Source organism: Citricoccus muralis (assembly GCF_003386075.1).
GTDB lineage: Bacteria > Actinomycetota > Actinomycetes > Actinomycetales > Micrococcaceae > Citricoccus > Citricoccus muralis.
Window position 1 is genome coordinate 353,680 of sequence record NZ_QREH01000001.1, and the last position, 16,028, is coordinate 369,707.

The window sequence follows — 16,028 nt, forward strand, 5'->3', positions numbered from 1 at the left end:
TCTCAGTAGTAGCGGCCGGCCTGCGGGAGCATGTTGTACGGGCTGTAGTTGATGCTGGTGATGGACAGGCCCTCCTTCTCGTTCCGGGAATGGGCGATCTTGCCGCCCCCGATCACCACGGCGATGTGATATACCCCGGAACCGGAGCCGTTGCTGGACCAATAGACCAAATCGCCGGGCTTCGCCTGGGAGACGGGCACATAGGACGTGGCAGCGCCGTGCTGGGCCCTCGCGGTGCGGGGAAGAGACCGCCCGGCGGCCTTGAAGGCATCCACGGTGAAACCCGAGCAGTCGTACTCCCAGGGCCCGTTGCCGCCCCACTTATACTGCGCGCGGGGGTCATTCGCCTTGGCGGTGGCCCAGCTGACGACCGTCGAGGTCCAGGACGGGGCTGTGGTGGAGGGCTTGTCCGCCTGGTTCGGCAAGGGATTGATGGCGGGGGTGCTGACGTCACCCCGGTGGGCGATGAAGCGGTGGGCGTTCTGGAGCATGATGGCGGTTTCGCCGCGCGTGATGCTCCGCTGCGGTTGGAAGGTGCCGTCGGCGTAGCCGCGGGCGATGCCATTCGCCTGTAGCCAGCTGGCCTCGTGGTAGAAGGACGTGGACCAGCCCATGTCCGTGAAGGGGGAGTAGTTCGGACCCTTCTTCGTGGCCCCCGCCAGTCGGTAGATGAAAGCCGCCATCTCGCCGCGGGTGATGTCCCGGGTCACGCCGAACGAGCGATCGGCATTACCGGTGGACACGCCAGCCTGGGCCATCCAGGTGATCGGACCGGAATAGTACTGTCCCGTTGCGGGCACGTCGGTGAAGTACTTTTTCCCGTTTTGGATGTACTTCGGGGTGACCTGGCGGAAGAGGAAGGTGGCCACCTCGGCACGGGTGATGTTCTGGTACAGGCCGTAACTGCCATTGGCGTAACCCGTGGTGATTCCGTTGCAGTACACCCAGGTCACGGCGGAGTAGTACGTCTTGTTGGTCTTCTTGACGTCGGAGAAGTTGGACGAGGAGCACTGGGCGGCCGCGGTCGGGGGCGCCGTCATCACATCCGCCGCCACGCCAGCGGTGGCGGCGGAGGCCACCAGGGCCGTCGCGCCGATGAAGGCTGCAAGGCGGTGCCGGAAGGGTCGTTGTGCGCGGGGTAGCGGGGCGGTGGGGCGAGCGGATGAAGACACAGTGGTCCCCTTCGAGGTGCTAATCACGAGCATGACAGGTCCCACGCCGGACAAGCCGTGTCCAGGGAAAGTCCAGGGAAAGAGGCGCGGGGACGGCAGCCCACCGGCGGGTCAGGAGCTACCCGCCCGGATGACATCGGGCCAGGAGTCAGGATATCGCACTGTTATGGAACTGACACCTCAAGGTCCCACGCTTCACCGGAGACCTGTGCCTCAGGCGCCTCGCCGACCTGGGCCCTGCTGCCCGGTACCGTGGAACCGTGCCAGCCCCCGAGACCTCCGAGACGCCCCAGGTCCCCTCAGCAGCCCGATCCTCGGGCTTTTCGCAACAACGCCCCGTACGCCTGTTCATGGACGCCCGCTACACGCGGATCGGATTCCATGACGGCATCTCGCGCTACGGTGCCAGCCTCATCGCCGCGGCCGCACGCCTCGCCCCGGCGGTGGAGGTCACCATGATCATCTCGGACGAGGCCCAGCTGGGCATGTTGCCGGCAGGCTTGCCGTGGGTGAAGGTCACGGACCCGACCTCCCCGCTCGAACCGTTTCTGGCCCGGCAGCTCAATCCGCACCGGCCGGACATCGTCTTCTCGCCCATGCAGACCATGGGTTCCGCGGGCCGGGACTACGGCCTGATCCTGACCCTGCATGACTTGATCTACTACCAGCACCGCACCCCGCCGGCGGATATGCCGGGGCCGGTCAAGCTGCTCTGGAGGGCCTTCCACCTGGCGTACTGGCCCCAACGGCTGGTCCTGGACCGGGCCGACGCCGTGGCCACCGTCTCAGAGACCACCCGCACGCTGATGCGGCGTCACCGGCTCACCCGGCGTGAGATCCGCATCATCGGCAATGCGCCGCAGCCGGTGGACCGGCCCCGTGACCCCGAGCGGGCCCCGGAGCTGTCGCTGGTCTACATGGGCTCGTTCATGGACTACAAGAACGTCCAGACCCTCATCCGGGCCATGGCCCACTTGCCCGGCTATCGACTGCACCTGCTCTCCAGGATCTCCGCTGACCGGGAATGCGAGCTCGTGGAGGTGGCCCGCGCGTCAGGTGCCGAGGAGGAGGCGGTGGTCTTCCACCACGGCACCACGGATGAGGACTACGTTGAGCTGTTGCGCTCAGCCACGGCGCTCGTGACCCTCTCCCGGGCGGAGGGTTATGGCCTGCCCCTCGCCGAGGCCCTGGCGCAGGGAACCCCGGTGGTGGTCTCGGATGCGGAGATCTTCCGGGAGATCGGCGGGCCCGACGGCGGCGCCGCACGGTTCGTGCCCCTCGGGCCTTCCGCCCTCGGTGACGGAGCGGCCGCTCATCCGGCGGACACCTCGCCGGTCGAGCTGGCGGCCCGGGTCCGTGAGCTGGAGGATCCTGAGGTCTTCGCCGCAGCCTCCCGGGCGGCGGTTGAGCGTGCCGGCCTGTTCAGCTGGGATGCCTCCGCACGGGCGCTCGTGGACCTGGCCCGGGACATCGCCGATCGGCGGTCCCGTTCCGCATAGCTGCCCCTACCGGGTGGCCCGCCCTCGAGTGGCCACAGGATCGACGGCCCGGACCAGCCCAGCAGCACCAGCGGGTCGAGGTAGCGGTCCCAGGCCGAGCCGTCGACCACCCAGCCATCCGGCACGCGCACACCCCAGTGCACGCAACGCTGGGGGCAATGTCCCGCCTCTGAGGCCACGGTGCCGCTGCCCTCGCCATCGCCCTCGCCGCCGGCGTCGTCCCCTTCATTCCGGCCCGATCCCACGGTGCCCAGCAGTTCTCCGGCTTCCACGCGGTCCCCGACGGACCAGTGCTCCGCGGCCGTGACCGGTTCCAGGCTCGAGAGCATGCCGTTGGCGTGGGCGAGCGTGATGACGGGTCGCCCTGCCACCGGCCCGGCGAAGCGCACCGTCCCGGCCCCGGGGGCCACCACCTCGCCCCCCGTCGCCTCCCAGTCCACGCCGCGGTGGCCGGCCGCCCACGGTTCCGGGGGAGGATCGAAGGCCCGCAGGATCGCGCCCGAAGTAGGCGGCACCCAGGCGCTCGCCACGTCGGTCGTCGTGGTGACCTGCGGCGAGGATGCCACGGGTACTGCCGTCGTGATCGGCGAGGCGAAGACCGGGACGAAGGCCGGGGCGGTCAGCCCCAGGGTCGTCAGGCCGAGCAGGCGCAGCACCAGCGGGAAGCGGCCGCCGCCGTCGATGGGAAGGATGGGCCAGGACCAAGGTGACATGACTCCAGACTGGGTTGCCGGCGTTGTGCATGGGGGACAGGGTGTGCCGTTGGTGGATGAGTACGCCGGACCGGTTCCCTGTGGAGGAGCGGAGAAGGACCGCCAGAAGCCAGGAACAGGGAGGGGGCGAAGGTCAGTCAGGCTGAAGCAGCAGGGCAGGCCGGACGCTGGCCGGTTCGGAGCATGGATCCGGCTGGGGTAAGATTGGCCCAGCAGTTGTGTGCCCTTGCCGTCAGCGATGACGTGCGGAGTGCACCGCTGACTACGCGTATGACTGATGCCGGCCCTCACGGGTGCGGCAGGTTCCCACCATCGGTCCCGAACACCCGCTGAGCGGGTGCCACGGGTCAGCGTCGGGAATGCCGGGTTCGCCCGCAGTACATGCCAGGGACCGGACCACCACGGAACGGTCGTCAACCGACAACATACAAGGAGCGACATGCCTGTCGTCACCATGCGCCAGCTGCTGGACTCCGGCGTCCACTTCGGACACCAGACCCGCCGCTGGAACCCCAAGATGAAGCGCTTCATCTTCACCGAGCGCAACGGCATCTACATCATCGACCTGCAGCAATCCCTGTCCTACATCGACCGGGCCTTCGAGTTCGTCAAGGAGACGGTGGCCCACGGCGGCACCATTCTCTTCGTCGGCACCAAGAAGCAGGGTCAGGAAGCCATCGCCGAGCAGGCCACCCGCGTGGGCATGCCCTACGTCAACCACCGTTGGCTCGGCGGCATGCTCACCAACTTCGCCACGGTCTCCAAGCGCGTGCAGCGCATGAAGGAGCTCGAGGAGATCGACTTCGAGGATGTTGCCGGTTCCGGCCACACCAAGAAGGAACTCCTCCTGCTGCAGCGCGAGCTGACCAAGCTCGAGTCCAATCTCGGTGGTATCCGCAACATGACCCGGACCCCCTCTGCGGTCTGGATCGTGGACACCAAGAAGGAGCACCTCGCCGTGGACGAGGCCCAGAAGCTGGGCATCCCGGTGGTCGCCATCCTGGACACCAACTGCGATCCCGACGAGGTCACCTACCCGATCCCGGGCAACGATGACGCGATCCGCTCCGTCAATCTGCTGACCCGCGTGGTGGCCGACGCCGTGGCCGAGGGCCTCATCGCCCGCAACCAGGGCAAGTCCGGTGGCCAGGCCGCCGAAGAGCCGATGGCTGAGTGGGAGCGCGAGCTCCTCGAGCAGCACCAGGCCGAGCAGGCCGCAGCTCCGGAGGCCGGCCCGGCCACGGGCGGCATGTCCTCTCCGCAGGGCGAGCAGGCGGCCCAGGCCGACGTCGAGGCCGCGCAGGACGTTCCGGCTTCGGCGGACGCCTCCGAGGTGGCCGAGGCCGCCGAGGGTACCGAGGCACCGGCAGTCGAGGGCACCGAGACACCGGCAGCAGAGGCCCCCGAGGCCAAGTGATCCACCACCGGCCGGCCCCACACGGGGCCGGCCGGTGTCTGCCCGGACCAGGTCCGGGCACCAGAACCAAGCACCACAACACCACTTCGGGACAATCCCGCTACAGGTAAGGATGGGTACCAGGCATGGCGAACTACACCGCAGCTGACATCAAGGCCCTGCGCGAGCGCACCGGCGCCGGAATGATGGACGTCAAGAAGGCACTCGACGAGGCCAATGGCGACAGCGACAAGGCGATCGAGATCATCCGCGTGAAGGGCCTCAAGGGCGCGACCAAGCGCGAAGGCCGTGCGGCCGTCGAGGGCCTGGTCGCCGCCGTCGTCAAGGATGGCACCGGCGTCATGATCGAGGTCAACTGCGAGACCGACTTCGTCGCCAAGAACGAGAAGTTCATCGAGCTGGGCAACGTCGTCCTCGAGCAGGCCGTCTCCACCGGTGCAGCCGATCTCGAGGCCCTGCTGGCCTCCGAGTTCAACGGCCGCACCCTGGGCGAGCACGTCGTCGACGAGGGCGCTGTCCTCGGTGAGAAGGTCGTCGTCCGCCGCATCGCCCGCGTGGAAGGTGCCTTCGTGGACGCCTACCTGCACAAGACCTCCAAGGACCTTCCCGCCCAGGTGGGCGTGCTGATGGCCGTGGATGCCGACTCCGAGGCCGCGCAGACCGCCGCTCACGACGTTGCCGTGCACACCGCCGCCTTCGCTCCGACCTACCTGTCCCGAGAGGACGTGCCGGCCGAGACCGTCGAGAACGAGCGTCGCATCGCCGACGAGACGGCCCGCGCCGAGGGCAAGCCGGAGCAGGCCATGGCCAAGATCGTGGAGGGCCGCCTGACCGGCTTCTTCAAGGAGATCGTGCTCGTGGACCAGCCGTTCGCCAAGGACCCGAAGCAGACCGTCGGCAAGGTCCTGACCGACGCCGGCACCGCCGTCTCCGGTTTCGCCCGATTCCGCGTCGGTAACTGACCGACCCGCACGGCGGCCCCCCGCCCACGCGGTAGGATCGGACCGACCGCGCAGCGGACGAGTCTGAAAAGGGGGTGGTCATCCAACATGGATGGCCACCCCCTTTGCTCTGCCCGACGAACCACCCTCACGTGGTGCACCACCATCACCACAACCGCCAGCCCCGATGAGCCCAGGAGGCCAGCCCATGGAGAGCACTGACCAGCGAACCAGCCCGGACATCCGCGACGCCACGTCCTTCAACGAGTCCCGGGACCTGCAGCAGGCCCAAGCCGGTGATACCCGCGGCAATCCCGGCCGGACCGAGAAGCGCCGGGTGCTGCTCAAGCTCTCCGGTGAGGTCTTCGGTGGCGGCAAGGTCGGCGTGGATCCGGACACGGTGCGCGGCATGGCCGAGCAGATCGCCGATGCCCGGGGGGAGGTCGAGATCGCCATCGTCGTCGGCGGCGGCAACTTCTTCCGGGGAGCCGAGCTCTCCGAGAACGGGATGGACCGCCGGCGTGCCGATTACATGGGCATGCTCGGCACCGTCATGAACTGCCTGGCACTGCAGGACTTCCTGGAACAGGCGGGTGTGTCCACCCGCGTCCAGTCCGCCATCCACATGGAACAGGTCGCCGAACCGTACATCCCGCTGCGCGCCATCCGTCACATGCAGAAGGGCCGCGTGGTGATCTTCGGGGCCGGCACCGGCCTGCCGTACTTCTCGACGGACACCGTGGCCGCCCAGCGTGCCCTGGAGATCGGTGCCGACGAGGTGCTCATGGCCAAGTCCGGCGTGGACGGCGTCTACACGGCAGACCCGAAGAAGGATCCCTCGGCACGGAAGTACGAGCACCTCACTTATGACGAGGCGCTGTTGAACGACATCCGGGTGATGGACCAGACTGCGATGACCATGTGCAAGGACAACGGCCTGTCCATGATGGTGTTCGGCATGGAGGGCCAGGGCAACGTCACCCAGGCCCTGTTGGGTGAGAGGATCGGCACCACGGTCACCCTCTGACCTGCACTGCCGGTCCGTCCGGACCGCCCGCCTGGGACCGCCGCACGAGCGGGTGTCCTAGGATTGACCACAACCGCACCAGAACCCAGGAGACAACGTGACGCAGGAAACCCTTCAGGCTGCCACCGAGCAGATGGAGAAGACGATCGAGGCCACCCGTGAGGACTTCGGGTCGGTCCGCACCGGCCGGGCGAACCCCGGGCTCTACTCCAAGGTCATGGTGGACTACTACGGCTCCTACACGCCGCTGCAGCAGCTCGCCTCCTTCACCACCACCGATGCCCGCACTCTGCTGATCACGCCGTTCGACGTGTCCGCCTTGCGCAACATCGAGAAGGCCCTCTCGGATTCTGAGATCGGCGCGAACCCGTCCAATGACGGCAAGGTCATCCGCGTGGTCTTGCCCGATCTGACCGAGGAGCGCCGCAAGGAGTACGTCAAGCTCGTCAAGACCAAGGCCGAGGACCACAAGGTCTCCCTGCGCAACACCCGCCGCAAGGCCAAGGAGACGCTGGACAAGATGGTCAAGGACGGGGACGTCGGCGAGGACGAGGGGACACGTGCCGAGAAGGAACTCGACGCCATGACCCGTCGGTTCACGGACGAGATCGACGAGATGGCCAAGCGTAAGGAAGCGGAACTCCTCGAGGTCTGAGCTACCCACCACACCATGACTGATCCCTCCGCGCCCGCTGCCTCGCAGCCGGTCCTGCCGCCGGTTCCGCAACCGGAACCACCGGTGACCCGGCGGCAGCGGCGGGAGCAGGAGACCGCCCGGGCCCGCCAGGCCAAGGCCGGCCGTAACCTCCCGGCAGCCATCACCGTCGGCCTGCTGCTGCTCGGTGGCGCCCTCGTCGGACTGATCTGGTTTCCGGTGGTGCTGGCGATCCTCGTCATCGCACTGCTGCTGCTGGGGGTCACGGAAACAGCGCAGGCCATCTCGCGGCGCGGCCTCGACATCCCCCGAGTGCCGCTCTGGGCTGGCGCCGTGGCGATGCCACTGGGCGCCTTCGCCGGTGGGGTCGAGGCCCTGGTGCTGGCCCTGCTGGGCACGATTCTGCTGGTCCTGGTCTGGTCGGTGGTCGAGGATCTGCCCGCCCAGGGGGAGTCCGTGATGGCCTCCGCCTTCATCGTCCTTTGGGTGCCGTTCCTGCTGTCCTTCGCGATCGCCCTGCTGGGCCAGGAACAGGGCAACCTCATGGTGGCCTGCATGCTGTTCATGGTGGTCTCCAATGACACCTTCGGTTACATCGTCGGCGCCAGCTTCGGCAAACACCCCATGGCGCCCAAGATCAGTCCCAAGAAGTCCTGGGAGGGTTTCGCCGGATCGGTGGCCGGCTCAGTGCTCGTGGGCACGGCTGCGGTCCACCTGTTCCTGGACCACCCGTGGTGGGTTGGCAGCCTGCTCGGCCTCCTGACCGTGGCCTCGGCGACCGCGGGCGACTTCGCCGAATCCATGGTGAAACGCGAGCTGAACATCAAGGACATGGGGTCGATGCTCCCGGGCCATGGCGGTGCCATGGACCGGCTGGACTCTCTGGTGTTCTCCGCACCGGTCGCCTACATGGTCTTCGGCCTGCCCTTCGTGTGAGAGCGGGACGCTGGGGCGTGAGAGACGCCTGACACCCCGGCGGCCTCACACGATCTGCCGGTCCCGCTGGCTACGATGGACACGTTGGCGGACCCCCACACTCTTCCGAAGGAGCCTTCTCGATGGACCACGGCGCGCGGCAGGATTCCGAAGGACTCCAGCAGCAGGTGATGCGGTCGGCCGATCGCCAACCCTTCGACCTCGCGGACCGGCGCACCTTCGGATACCACCGCAAGCAGGTGGATCAGTTCCTCACCCGTGCCCGAGTCGCCTATGAGGGTGGTGGTGACCTGCGCTCCGCCGACATCCGCCACATCACCTTCGACGCGGTCAAGGGCGGCTACCAGGCCGACCAGGTCGACGACGTCCTGGACCGGCTCGAGGACGCCCTCGCCCGGTCTGAGCGCGAACGGCGCATCGAGGTCGAAGGCGAGGACGCCTGGATTGGCCGGGTCCACGCCTCCATCGACGTTCTCCGGGGCCGTCTCGACCGCCCTGACGGCGAGCGATTCCGCCGCCCGGCCCGGGACCGGGACGGCGGCTACGACCGAGCCGAGGTGGACGCCTTGTGCCACCGCCTCTCGGCTCGCTTCGACGATCGCGCGGAGGGTGCAGACCTGGGTGCCGATGACGTACGCAGGGCAGTGTTCGCGGCCGCTCCCGGCACCGATGGCTATGACGAGGCGCAGGTGGACGCGTTCCTCGACGCCTCCATTGACGTGCTGTCCATCCTCGACTGACCGGCCCCGCCCGGCCAGTTCGACCCGTCTTCAGCGGCCGCCCGCTCGAACCGTCTTCAGCCGCCCAGGAGCGACTCGACGAGCGGCACCGTCCTCCAGGCGACCAGCTCGGTCATGGCCAGGGAGGTGTCCGCACGATCCACCCCGTCGATCTGCAGGATCCGCGAGTGGATCCTGAACAGGTCCTCCGCGTTCCGAGCCGCCACCCGGGCCAGGACATCCGCCGAGCCGGTCAGGCCGTGGGCCTGGACCACCTCGGGAATCCCGTGCAGGGCCGCGGTGATCTCGGTGAGTTGTTGCTGGTGGACGTGGATCTGCACGAACGCCGTCAGCGGGTGTCCGAGGGCCTCCATGCTGATCCGGCGCTCGAAGGGCAGGAACACCCCCTCCTCGGAGAGCCGGACCAGACGCGCCTGGACCGTGTTGCGGGACAGGGAAAGGGCCTGGGCGAGGGCCACGGTGGTGGCATCCGGGGTCTTCGATAGCTCGACGAGGAGTCTCAAGTCGGTGGTGTCCAAGGTGCGCATGATGCTCACTTTCCCGGGAAGGTCTTGCGCTGTTGCTGGGCAGAATGCCCAGTGCGAACAGCGTACCTTGTGCAACGCTGCCGCTGTGACTAGCATCACAAGGGAGCGGTCGACACCCTGACCGCGTCCACGGCTATGGCACAGCACCTACCCGGTGCGGGCCTGAACGAGGAGGTCACCATGGGATCCACCAGCCTGATTCCCCCATCAACCGGCATGCCCCACGTCCCCGAACCGGACCTGCTCCAGGTGCTCACCCCGGAGGGCCATCGCCGTCCGGACCATGACCTGGACCCCTGGCTTGAGGACGTCACCCCCGCGATGCTGGGATCCCTGCACCGGGACATGACCCTCATCCGCCGGATCGACACGGAGTGCACGCACCTCCAGCGCCAGGGAGAACTCGCCCTGTGGCCGCCGCTGCTGGGGCAGGAAGCCGCCCAAGCCGGTTCGGCCGTGGCCATGCAGGATGACGACTACGTCTTCCCCTCCTACCGTGAGAACGGCGTGGCCTACCTGCGGGGCGTCGACCCGCTGGGCCTGGTCCGCCTGTGGCGCGGCGCTACGTTCGCCGGTTGGAAGCCCCAGGACCACAACTTCGCGGCCCAGCAGATCATCATCGGCGCGCAGGCGCTGCATGCCGTCGGCTACGCCATGGGCATCACCCGGGATGGCGCGGATGCGGCGGCCATCGGCTACTTCGGCGACGGTGCCACCAGTCAGGGCGACGTCAACGAGGCCATGGTCTTCGCGGCCAGCTTCCACGCCCCCGTGGTGTTCTTCTGCCAGAACAACCACTGGGCGATCTCCGAGCCGGTCGGACTCCAGGCCAAGCGCCACATCGCCGACCGTCCCTGGGGCTTCGGCATCCCCGCCATGCGTGTGGACGGCAATGACGTCCTCGCGGTCATGGCCGCCACCCGCCGCGCACTCGAACGGGCCCGCAACGGCGGCGGCCCGACCTTCATCGAAGCGGTGACCTACCGCATGGGGCCCCACACCACCGCGGACGATCCGACCCGCTACCGGGACGCGGAGGAGGTGGAGGCCTGGCGCGCCAAGGACCCCATCGACCGGCTCGAGAAGCACCTGGCCGAGCTGGGGGAGGATGTCGAGGCCCTGACGGCAGACTCCACCGCCGCGGCGGATGCCATGGCCGCGGAACTGCGGGCCGGCGTCGCCGACCTGACCGATCCGGAGCCGGCCGATCTCTTCGACCACGTGTACGCGGAGCCGCACCACGAGCTGGAGCGTCAGCGAGAGCACTACCGGCTCTACCTGGAGCAGTTCGACGGGCCACAGCTGGAAGCGGGTGCGCGATGACGGGCACCGCCGCCGAGAACCTCACCTTCGGCAAGGCCATCAACGCCGGCCTGCGTGCCGCCCTGGCCGATGACCCTGCCGTCCTGCTCATGGGCGAGGACATCGGCAAACTCGGAGGAGTCTTCCGCATCACCGACGGCCTGCAGGAGGAGTTCGGCGAGGACCGCGTAGTGGACACGCCCCTGGCCGAGTCCGGCATCATGGGCACTGCCGTCGGCCTGGCTTACCGGGGCTACCGTCCCGTCGTGGAGATCCAGTTCGATGGGTTCGTCTACCCGTCCTTCGACCAGATCGTCTCCCAGGTCGCCAAGCTCTTCCACCGCACCCACGGGGCCGTGAACATGCCGATCACCATCCGCATCCCGTTCGGCGGCGGCATCGGCTCACCGGAGCACCATTCGGAGTCACCGGAGGCCTACTTCGTGCACACGGCCGGGCTGCGGGTCGTCTCCCCGTCCACCCCGCAGGAGGGGTACGACCTCATCCGCGCGGCCGTCGCCAGCAACGACCCGGTCGTCTACCTGGAGCCGAAACGCCGCTACCATGACAAGGCTCCCGTGGACCTCACGGCGCCGCTGCGCCCCATGGGCCCGGCCGCCCTGGCCACCGAGGGATCCGACGTCACCCTGGTGACCTACGGTCCGCTGGTGAAGACCTGTCTGCAGGCCGCGGAGGCCGCCGCCGCGGAGGGAGCCTCACTCGAGGTGATCAACCTGAGGTCGCTGTCCCCGATCGACTTCGGACTCATCGAGTCCTCCGTGCGCAAGACCGGCCGGCTGGTGATCGCCCATGAGGCCTCCCGCACCGGGGGGCTGGGCGCCGAGATCGCGGCCACGGTGACCGAGCGCTGCTTCCACTGGCTGGAGCACCCGCCGGTGCGAGTCACCGGATTCGACATCCCGTACCCGCCGGCCAAACTCGAGCACCATCACGTGCCGGACCTGGACCGTATCCTCGACGGCGTGGACCGGGCCCTGGGCCGCCCCAACTCGCTCGACTCTCTGGACCCCTTCGCGTCGCCCGTACCCCTGGGTTCCGCGTCCGACCACACGTCAGGAGCCTGACATGCTCAAGGTCTTCAACCTGCCCGATCTCGGCGAGGGCCTGACCGAGTCCGAGTTGCTCTCCTGGAAGATCGCCGTCGGTGACACGGTCGCGTTGAATGACGTGCTCGCCGAGGTGGAGACGGCCAAGGCGGTCGTCGAGCTCTCCAGCCCCTTCGACGGCACCATCGCCGAACTGCACGGGGAGCCCGGGGCGGTCATCCAGGTCGGTGCCCCCATCATCTCTTTCGACCTGCCCGGGGCGGAATCGGAGGACACCCCGGTGCCCGACGCCGGCTCCTCCTCCCTGCCGGATGGCCGAGTACCGACGCTGGTCGGCTACGGCGCGGCAGTGGAGGGGGCCGGCCGCCCCGCCCGTCGCGCCCGGGCCGGGCGGCCCGCGGCGCCCGATCCGGTGCCGGCAGCCCAGCCGTCCGGCTCGCCATCCTCGGTGCCGGTGCCGGCTGGGGGCACCGCAACGCTCACTGCCGAGCGCCCGCGTTCCACCCCGCCGGTCCGCAAGCTCGCCCGCGACCTCGGGGTGGACATCGCCCGGCTTGCGGGCAGCGGAGCGGGGGGAGTGGTGACCCGCGAGGATGTCACGGCCGCCGCGGACGATGCGCGGCCGGTGTCGGGCAGCCCGTCCGGGACGGACACCCTGACCGAGGCCGCGGCCGGCGGTGTCCGCACCCTCGGGGGCCGGCCCCGCACGGAGGAGGAGCCGATCCGCTCCGTCCGCAAGGCCACCGCGGCCGCCATGACGTCCAGCGCGTTCACGGCCCCGCATGTGACCGAGTTCCTGACCGTGGACGTCACCGAATCCGTCGAGTTGCTGCAGGAGGTGAGGCAGAGGCGGGACTTCCGCGAGCTGAAGCTCACCCCGCTCACCCTGGTGGCCCGGGCCGCTTGCCTGGCGCTGGAACGCACGCCCGAACTCAACGCCCGGTGGGACGGGGACGGTGGGCGGATCATCCGGCAGAACTACGTCAACCTGGGCATCGCCGCGGCCACCCCGCGCGGACTCATGGTGCCGAATCTCAAGGACGCCCACGCCGCAGACCTACGCTCGCTGGCGGTCCGGCTGGCCGAGCTGACGGCTGTGGCTCGGGAAGGCAAGCTTAAGCCCGAACAGCTCTCCGGGGGCACCTTCACCCTGACCAACGTGGGGGTCTTCGGAGTCGATGCCGGCACCCCCATCATCAATCCGGGCGAGGCGGGCATCCTGGCCATCGGTCAGGTCCGGCGGATGCCGTGGGAGTACCGGGACGAGGTCGCGCTGCGCCAGGTGATGACGCTGTCCCTGTCGTTCGACCATCGGCTGGTGGACGGCGAGCAGGGCTCGCGGTTCCTGGCCGACGTCGGCGCGGTGCTGGCCCAGCCGGGCCTGGCCTTGGCGCTGTTCTAGAGGCGGTCAACCGAGGTGGTCAGCCGAGCTGCATGATGAGCTCGGTGACCACCTCGGACCGCGCGTTGGAGAAGTTCTTGTCCTCGCCCACCACGGCGAAGCCACGGCGGGTGAGGATCTTCTGCGAACCGATGTTGTCCGCCGGTACGTGCGCGCGCAGGGGGCGGTCCGTGAAGGCCTCCAGCAGGGCGTCCACCGCGGAGGTGGTGATGCCCTGGCCCCAGTATTCGCGGGCGGTCCAGAAGGAGAGTTCCGGCTCCTCGCCGATGCCGGAGACGACGACGGCCCCGGCGACCTGGCCGTCCTGCTCAATGGTCCGGACCTTCGTGGCGGGGTCCTCGAGCAACCGGGACCAGTGGTAGTCGAACACGCCGCGGTCCTGGGGACTGCGGGCGGCGAAGGCGGCCATCAGGTTGGCCTCGGGATCCTGCTGGTGCTCAAAGAAGTAATCCAGGTCCTCGGACCGGACTTCACGAAGTTGCACGGAAATGGTGACCTCCTCGTCACGGGATGGGGCCTGAACCACGGTGGCCCTCGCTCTCACACTGTACGCGGAATACTAGCGGGCCTCCGAGCCCGCCAGCAGCGCGGACAGGGCCATTCCCTCCAACAGGGCGCGCCGTCCTCGCTGCTCCGAAGGTGAGCGGCGGACCGAATGCGGGGTGGAGTTCACCAGCCCGAGGGCCGCCTGGGTGCGGAAGACCGCGGTGCCGTGGTCCTCGTCCGGGTGCAGCAACCGCAGTTGGCCCGCCCAGACTTCGATGTAGTCCCGCTGGAGCCGGACCACCTCGGCGCGCACGTCCGGTTCAAGATGGCGCATCTCCCGACCCTGCACGGCGATCACATCACGGTGGGACAGGGCGAAGTCCGTCTGGAAACGCACGAGGGCGGCCAAGGCCTCTCCTGCTCCGTCCTCGGCGGCGGCCACTCGGTGGGCGCCGTCCAGCAGGTCCTGGCTGACCTGGAGCAGCAGTTCGCCGAGGACGGCGGTCTTGCCCGGGAAGTGCCGGTACACCGCAGGGCCGCTGACACCGCAGGCCGCGCCCAGGTCTTCGAGCCGGACCGAGGTGAAGCCCCGGTCGGCGAACAGTCCGGCGGCGGCCGCCAACAGGGATTGCCGGCGATCGGCCTTGGCGGCGGCACGGGCGGTCTGTTCGGAGGTCATGGCGGTCCTGGGGAAGTCGGTGGGATGAGCTCGGGGCTGATGTGGGGCGGTGTTGGTTGGGGCCATGCGGTCCGGTGGTGGACAGCGAACGCCCGAGGTGTCTACGATCACACCATTGTTTCAGTTAATCACGATTTACTCAGATGGGACACGCTATGAGCACCACCCCGCACTCCGCCGGCCTGGCCGGGCCCGAGCTCAACGAGGACTACCGGGACCTGGTCGGCACCGTCCGGGAATTCGCCGACGAGGTGGTGGCGCCGGTCTCCGCCGGCCTGGATGCCCGTCACGAGTTCCCCTACGAGATCGTGCGTCAGATGGGGGAGATGGGCCTGTTCGGCCTGCCGTTCCCGGAGGAGTACGGCGGCATGGGCGGCGACTACTTCGCGCTGGCCCTGGCCCTCGAGGAACTGGGGCGGGTGAACCAGTCCGTCGCCATCACCCTGGAGGCCGGAGTGTCCCTGGGGGCCATGCCGGTCTACCGCTTCGGCACGGACGAGCAAAAAGAAACGTGGCTTCCGGACCTCGTGACGGCCCGTGCCCTGGCCGGCTTCGGGCTGACGGAACCCAACGGTGGGTCGGACGCCGGGGGGACCCAGACCACGGCGACCCTGGCCGGCGGCACCTGGACCGTGAGCGGAGCCAAGGAGTTCATCACCAACTCCGGCACGGACATCACCCGGCTCGTCACCGTCACGGCGGTGACCGGCAGCCGGGAGGGCCGGGATGGGCAGCCGGCCAAGGAGATCTCCACGCTCCTGGTGCCCTCCGGCACGCCCGGGTTCACCGTGGGCGGGGCCTACGACAAGATGGGCTGGAACTCCTCGGACACCCACCCGCTGTTCTTCGACGGCGTCGAGGTGCCGGAGGCGAACCTCCTGGGCGAGCGGGGCCGTGGCTACGCCAATTTCCTCTCGATCCTGGACGAGGGGCGCATCGCCATCGCCGCTCTGTCCACGGGGGCGGCCCAGGGGTGCGTGGATGAATCGATCGCCTATGCGAAGACCCGGACCGCCTTCGGGCAGGCCATCGGCAAGAACCAGGCCGTGTCCTTCAAGATCGCCCGCATGCAGGCGCGCGCCCACTCGGCCCGGTTGGCGTACTACGAGGCGGCGGCCAAGATGCTGGCGGGCAAGCCGTTCAAGACGGAGGCGGCCATCGCCAAGCTGGTCGCCGGCGAGGCGGCCATGGACAATGCGCGGGATGCCACGCAGGTGTTCGGTGGCTACGGATTCATGAACGAGTCCCTGGTGGCGCGCCACTACCGCGACTCGAAGATCCTGGAGATCGGCGAGGGCACCACCGAGGTCCAGCTCATGCTGATCGCGCGCTCCCTCGGGCTCTAACCTCGCGCGACACCGATACGGAAAACTGGTCGAATATCTGTGATCTGAATCACTGAGCGCTTAGGATGGCCAGGTCATACTCACCGGTAGCCTGCGGGCACCACACTGACTGGGGGATA

At 68.6% G+C, this 16,028-nt stretch carries 15 protein-coding genes and 1 pseudogene; 11 read left to right on the top strand and 5 right to left on the bottom strand.

All coding sequences use genetic code 11. The annotated features are described in order from the left end of the window. Nucleotides 1-2: 2 nt before the first annotated feature. Nucleotides 3-1,172: an S-layer homology domain-containing protein gene (locus C8E99_RS01495; RefSeq protein ID WP_170144501.1), complete on the bottom strand. Its 1,170-nt coding sequence runs from the start codon at nt 1,170-1,172 to the stop codon at nt 3-5. Nucleotides 1,173-1,522: 350 nt separating this feature from the next. Here C8E99_RS01495 and C8E99_RS01500 point away from each other — a divergent pair, with 350 nt between their 5' ends. Continuing rightward, nucleotides 1,523-2,671, top strand: coding sequence for a glycosyltransferase (locus tag C8E99_RS01500; protein WP_115930790.1), 1,149 nt, complete (start codon nt 1,523-1,525; stop codon nt 2,669-2,671). 242 nt (nt 2,672-2,913) lie between these two features. On the opposite strand, the pseudogene C8E99_RS16365 reads toward C8E99_RS01500, so the two are convergent. Beyond that, a pseudogene (locus tag C8E99_RS16365) lies at nt 2,914-3,936 on the bottom strand (peptidoglycan DD-metalloendopeptidase family protein); the annotation flags it as partial. On the opposite strand from C8E99_RS16365, the gene rpsB reads away from it, so the two are divergent. The 6 genes from rpsB (at nt 3,824) to C8E99_RS01535 (ending at nt 9,100) form a co-directional block, all read left to right on the top strand. Next, the gene (gene rpsB / locus C8E99_RS01510) at nt 3,824-4,801 is read left to right on the top strand and encodes a 30S ribosomal protein S2 (protein WP_115930791.1); all 978 of its coding nucleotides are present in this window, start codon (nt 3,824-3,826) and stop codon (nt 4,799-4,801) included. The pseudogene C8E99_RS16365 and the gene rpsB sit on opposite strands and share 113 nt — an antisense overlap. A 125-nt stretch (nt 4,802-4,926) precedes the next feature. Continuing rightward, nucleotides 4,927-5,763 (top strand): translation elongation factor Ts, encoded by an 837-nt coding sequence (gene tsf, locus C8E99_RS01515; protein ID WP_115930792.1) that lies wholly within the window; start codon nt 4,927-4,929, stop codon nt 5,761-5,763. A gap of 187 nt (nt 5,764-5,950) precedes the next feature. Continuing rightward, nucleotides 5,951-6,769: a UMP kinase gene (gene pyrH, locus C8E99_RS01520; protein WP_245952021.1), complete on the top strand. Its 819-nt coding sequence runs from the start codon at nt 5,951-5,953 to the stop codon at nt 6,767-6,769. 97 nt (nt 6,770-6,866) lie between these two features. Then, nucleotides 6,867-7,424, top strand: a complete 558-nt coding sequence (gene frr / locus C8E99_RS01525; protein ID WP_115930793.1) for a ribosome recycling factor — start codon at nt 6,867-6,869, stop codon at nt 7,422-7,424. 15 nt (nt 7,425-7,439) lie between these two features. Continuing rightward, nucleotides 7,440-8,360 carry a phosphatidate cytidylyltransferase gene (locus C8E99_RS01530; RefSeq protein ID WP_115930794.1) on the top strand — a complete coding sequence of 307 codons (921 nt, stop codon included), beginning with the start codon at nt 7,440-7,442 and terminating at the stop codon, nt 8,358-8,360. 122 nt (nt 8,361-8,482) lie between these two features. After that, nucleotides 8,483-9,100: a DivIVA domain-containing protein gene (locus C8E99_RS01535; RefSeq protein WP_115930795.1), complete on the top strand. Its 618-nt coding sequence runs from the start codon at nt 8,483-8,485 to the stop codon at nt 9,098-9,100. A 56-nt stretch (nt 9,101-9,156) separates the two neighbouring features. On the opposite strand, the gene C8E99_RS01540 is transcribed toward C8E99_RS01535, so the two are convergent. Next, nucleotides 9,157-9,627, bottom strand: a complete 471-nt coding sequence (locus C8E99_RS01540) for an Lrp/AsnC family transcriptional regulator (RefSeq protein ID WP_170144502.1) — start codon at nt 9,625-9,627, stop codon at nt 9,157-9,159. 180 nt (nt 9,628-9,807) lie between these two features. Here C8E99_RS01540 and pdhA point away from each other — a divergent pair, with 180 nt between their 5' ends. Genes pdhA through C8E99_RS01555 form a run of 3 tightly spaced genes read left to right on the top strand, consistent with a single transcriptional unit; the run spans nt 9,808 to nt 13,398 of the window. Then, nucleotides 9,808-10,950, top strand: a complete 1,143-nt coding sequence (pdhA, locus tag C8E99_RS01545; protein WP_115933129.1) for a pyruvate dehydrogenase (acetyl-transferring) E1 component subunit alpha — start codon at nt 9,808-9,810, stop codon at nt 10,948-10,950. Next, nucleotides 10,947-12,014: an alpha-ketoacid dehydrogenase subunit beta gene (locus tag C8E99_RS01550; protein ID WP_115930796.1), complete on the top strand. Its 1,068-nt coding sequence runs from the start codon at nt 10,947-10,949 to the stop codon at nt 12,012-12,014. Before pdhA ends, C8E99_RS01550 begins: the two co-directional genes overlap by 4 nt. Nucleotide 12,015: 1 nt before the next feature. Then, on the top strand, nt 12,016-13,398 hold the full coding sequence (locus C8E99_RS01555; protein WP_115930797.1) for a dihydrolipoamide acetyltransferase family protein: 1,383 nt from the start codon (nt 12,016-12,018) through the stop codon (nt 13,396-13,398). Between the two features lie 19 nt (nt 13,399-13,417). Here the strand turns inward: C8E99_RS01555 and C8E99_RS01560 are convergent, their stop codons facing one another. Together C8E99_RS01560 and C8E99_RS01565 are read right to left on the bottom strand one after the other, a co-directional pair. Beyond that, nucleotides 13,418-13,882 carry a GNAT family N-acetyltransferase gene (locus tag C8E99_RS01560; protein WP_115933130.1) on the bottom strand — a complete coding sequence of 155 codons (465 nt, stop codon included), beginning with the start codon at nt 13,880-13,882 and terminating at the stop codon, nt 13,418-13,420. A gap of 75 nt (nt 13,883-13,957) precedes the next feature. Further along, complete coding sequence (locus C8E99_RS01565; RefSeq protein WP_115930798.1) at nt 13,958-14,563, bottom strand: TetR/AcrR family transcriptional regulator; 606 nt, start codon at nt 14,561-14,563, stop codon at nt 13,958-13,960. A gap of 155 nt (nt 14,564-14,718) precedes the next feature. Between C8E99_RS01565 and C8E99_RS01570 the strand changes: the two genes are divergently transcribed. Beyond that, the gene (locus C8E99_RS01570) at nt 14,719-15,909 is read left to right on the top strand and encodes an acyl-CoA dehydrogenase family protein (RefSeq protein ID WP_425452836.1); all 1,191 of its coding nucleotides are present in this window, start codon (nt 14,719-14,721) and stop codon (nt 15,907-15,909) included. The last annotated feature ends 119 nt before the right edge of the window (nt 15,910-16,028 follow it).

Coding starts and splice junctions, on each gene's coding strand:
- C8E99_RS01500 (WP_115930790.1), top strand. CDS start 1,523: ATGGACGCCCGCTACACGCGGATCGGATTCCATGACGGCATCTCGCGC.
- rpsB (WP_115930791.1), top strand. CDS start 3,824: ATGCCTGTCGTCACCATGCGCCAGCTGCTGGACTCCGGCGTCCACTTC.
- tsf (WP_115930792.1), top strand. CDS start 4,927: ATGGCGAACTACACCGCAGCTGACATCAAGGCCCTGCGCGAGCGCACC.
- pyrH (WP_245952021.1), top strand. CDS start 5,951: ATGGAGAGCACTGACCAGCGAACCAGCCCGGACATCCGCGACGCCACG.
- C8E99_RS01530 (WP_115930794.1), top strand. CDS start 7,440: ATGACTGATCCCTCCGCGCCCGCTGCCTCGCAGCCGGTCCTGCCGCCG.
- C8E99_RS01535 (WP_115930795.1), top strand. CDS start 8,483: ATGGACCACGGCGCGCGGCAGGATTCCGAAGGACTCCAGCAGCAGGTG.
- C8E99_RS01540 (WP_170144502.1), bottom strand. CDS start 9,627: ATGCGCACCTTGGACACCACCGACTTGAGACTCCTCGTCGAGCTATCG.
- pdhA (WP_115933129.1), top strand. CDS start 9,808: ATGGGATCCACCAGCCTGATTCCCCCATCAACCGGCATGCCCCACGTC.
- C8E99_RS01550 (WP_115930796.1), top strand. CDS start 10,947: ATGACGGGCACCGCCGCCGAGAACCTCACCTTCGGCAAGGCCATCAAC.
- C8E99_RS01555 (WP_115930797.1), top strand. CDS start 12,016: ATGCTCAAGGTCTTCAACCTGCCCGATCTCGGCGAGGGCCTGACCGAG.
- C8E99_RS01565 (WP_115930798.1), bottom strand. CDS start 14,563: ATGACCTCCGAACAGACCGCCCGTGCCGCCGCCAAGGCCGATCGCCGG.
- C8E99_RS01570 (WP_425452836.1), top strand. CDS start 14,719: ATGAGCACCACCCCGCACTCCGCCGGCCTGGCCGGGCCCGAGCTCAAC.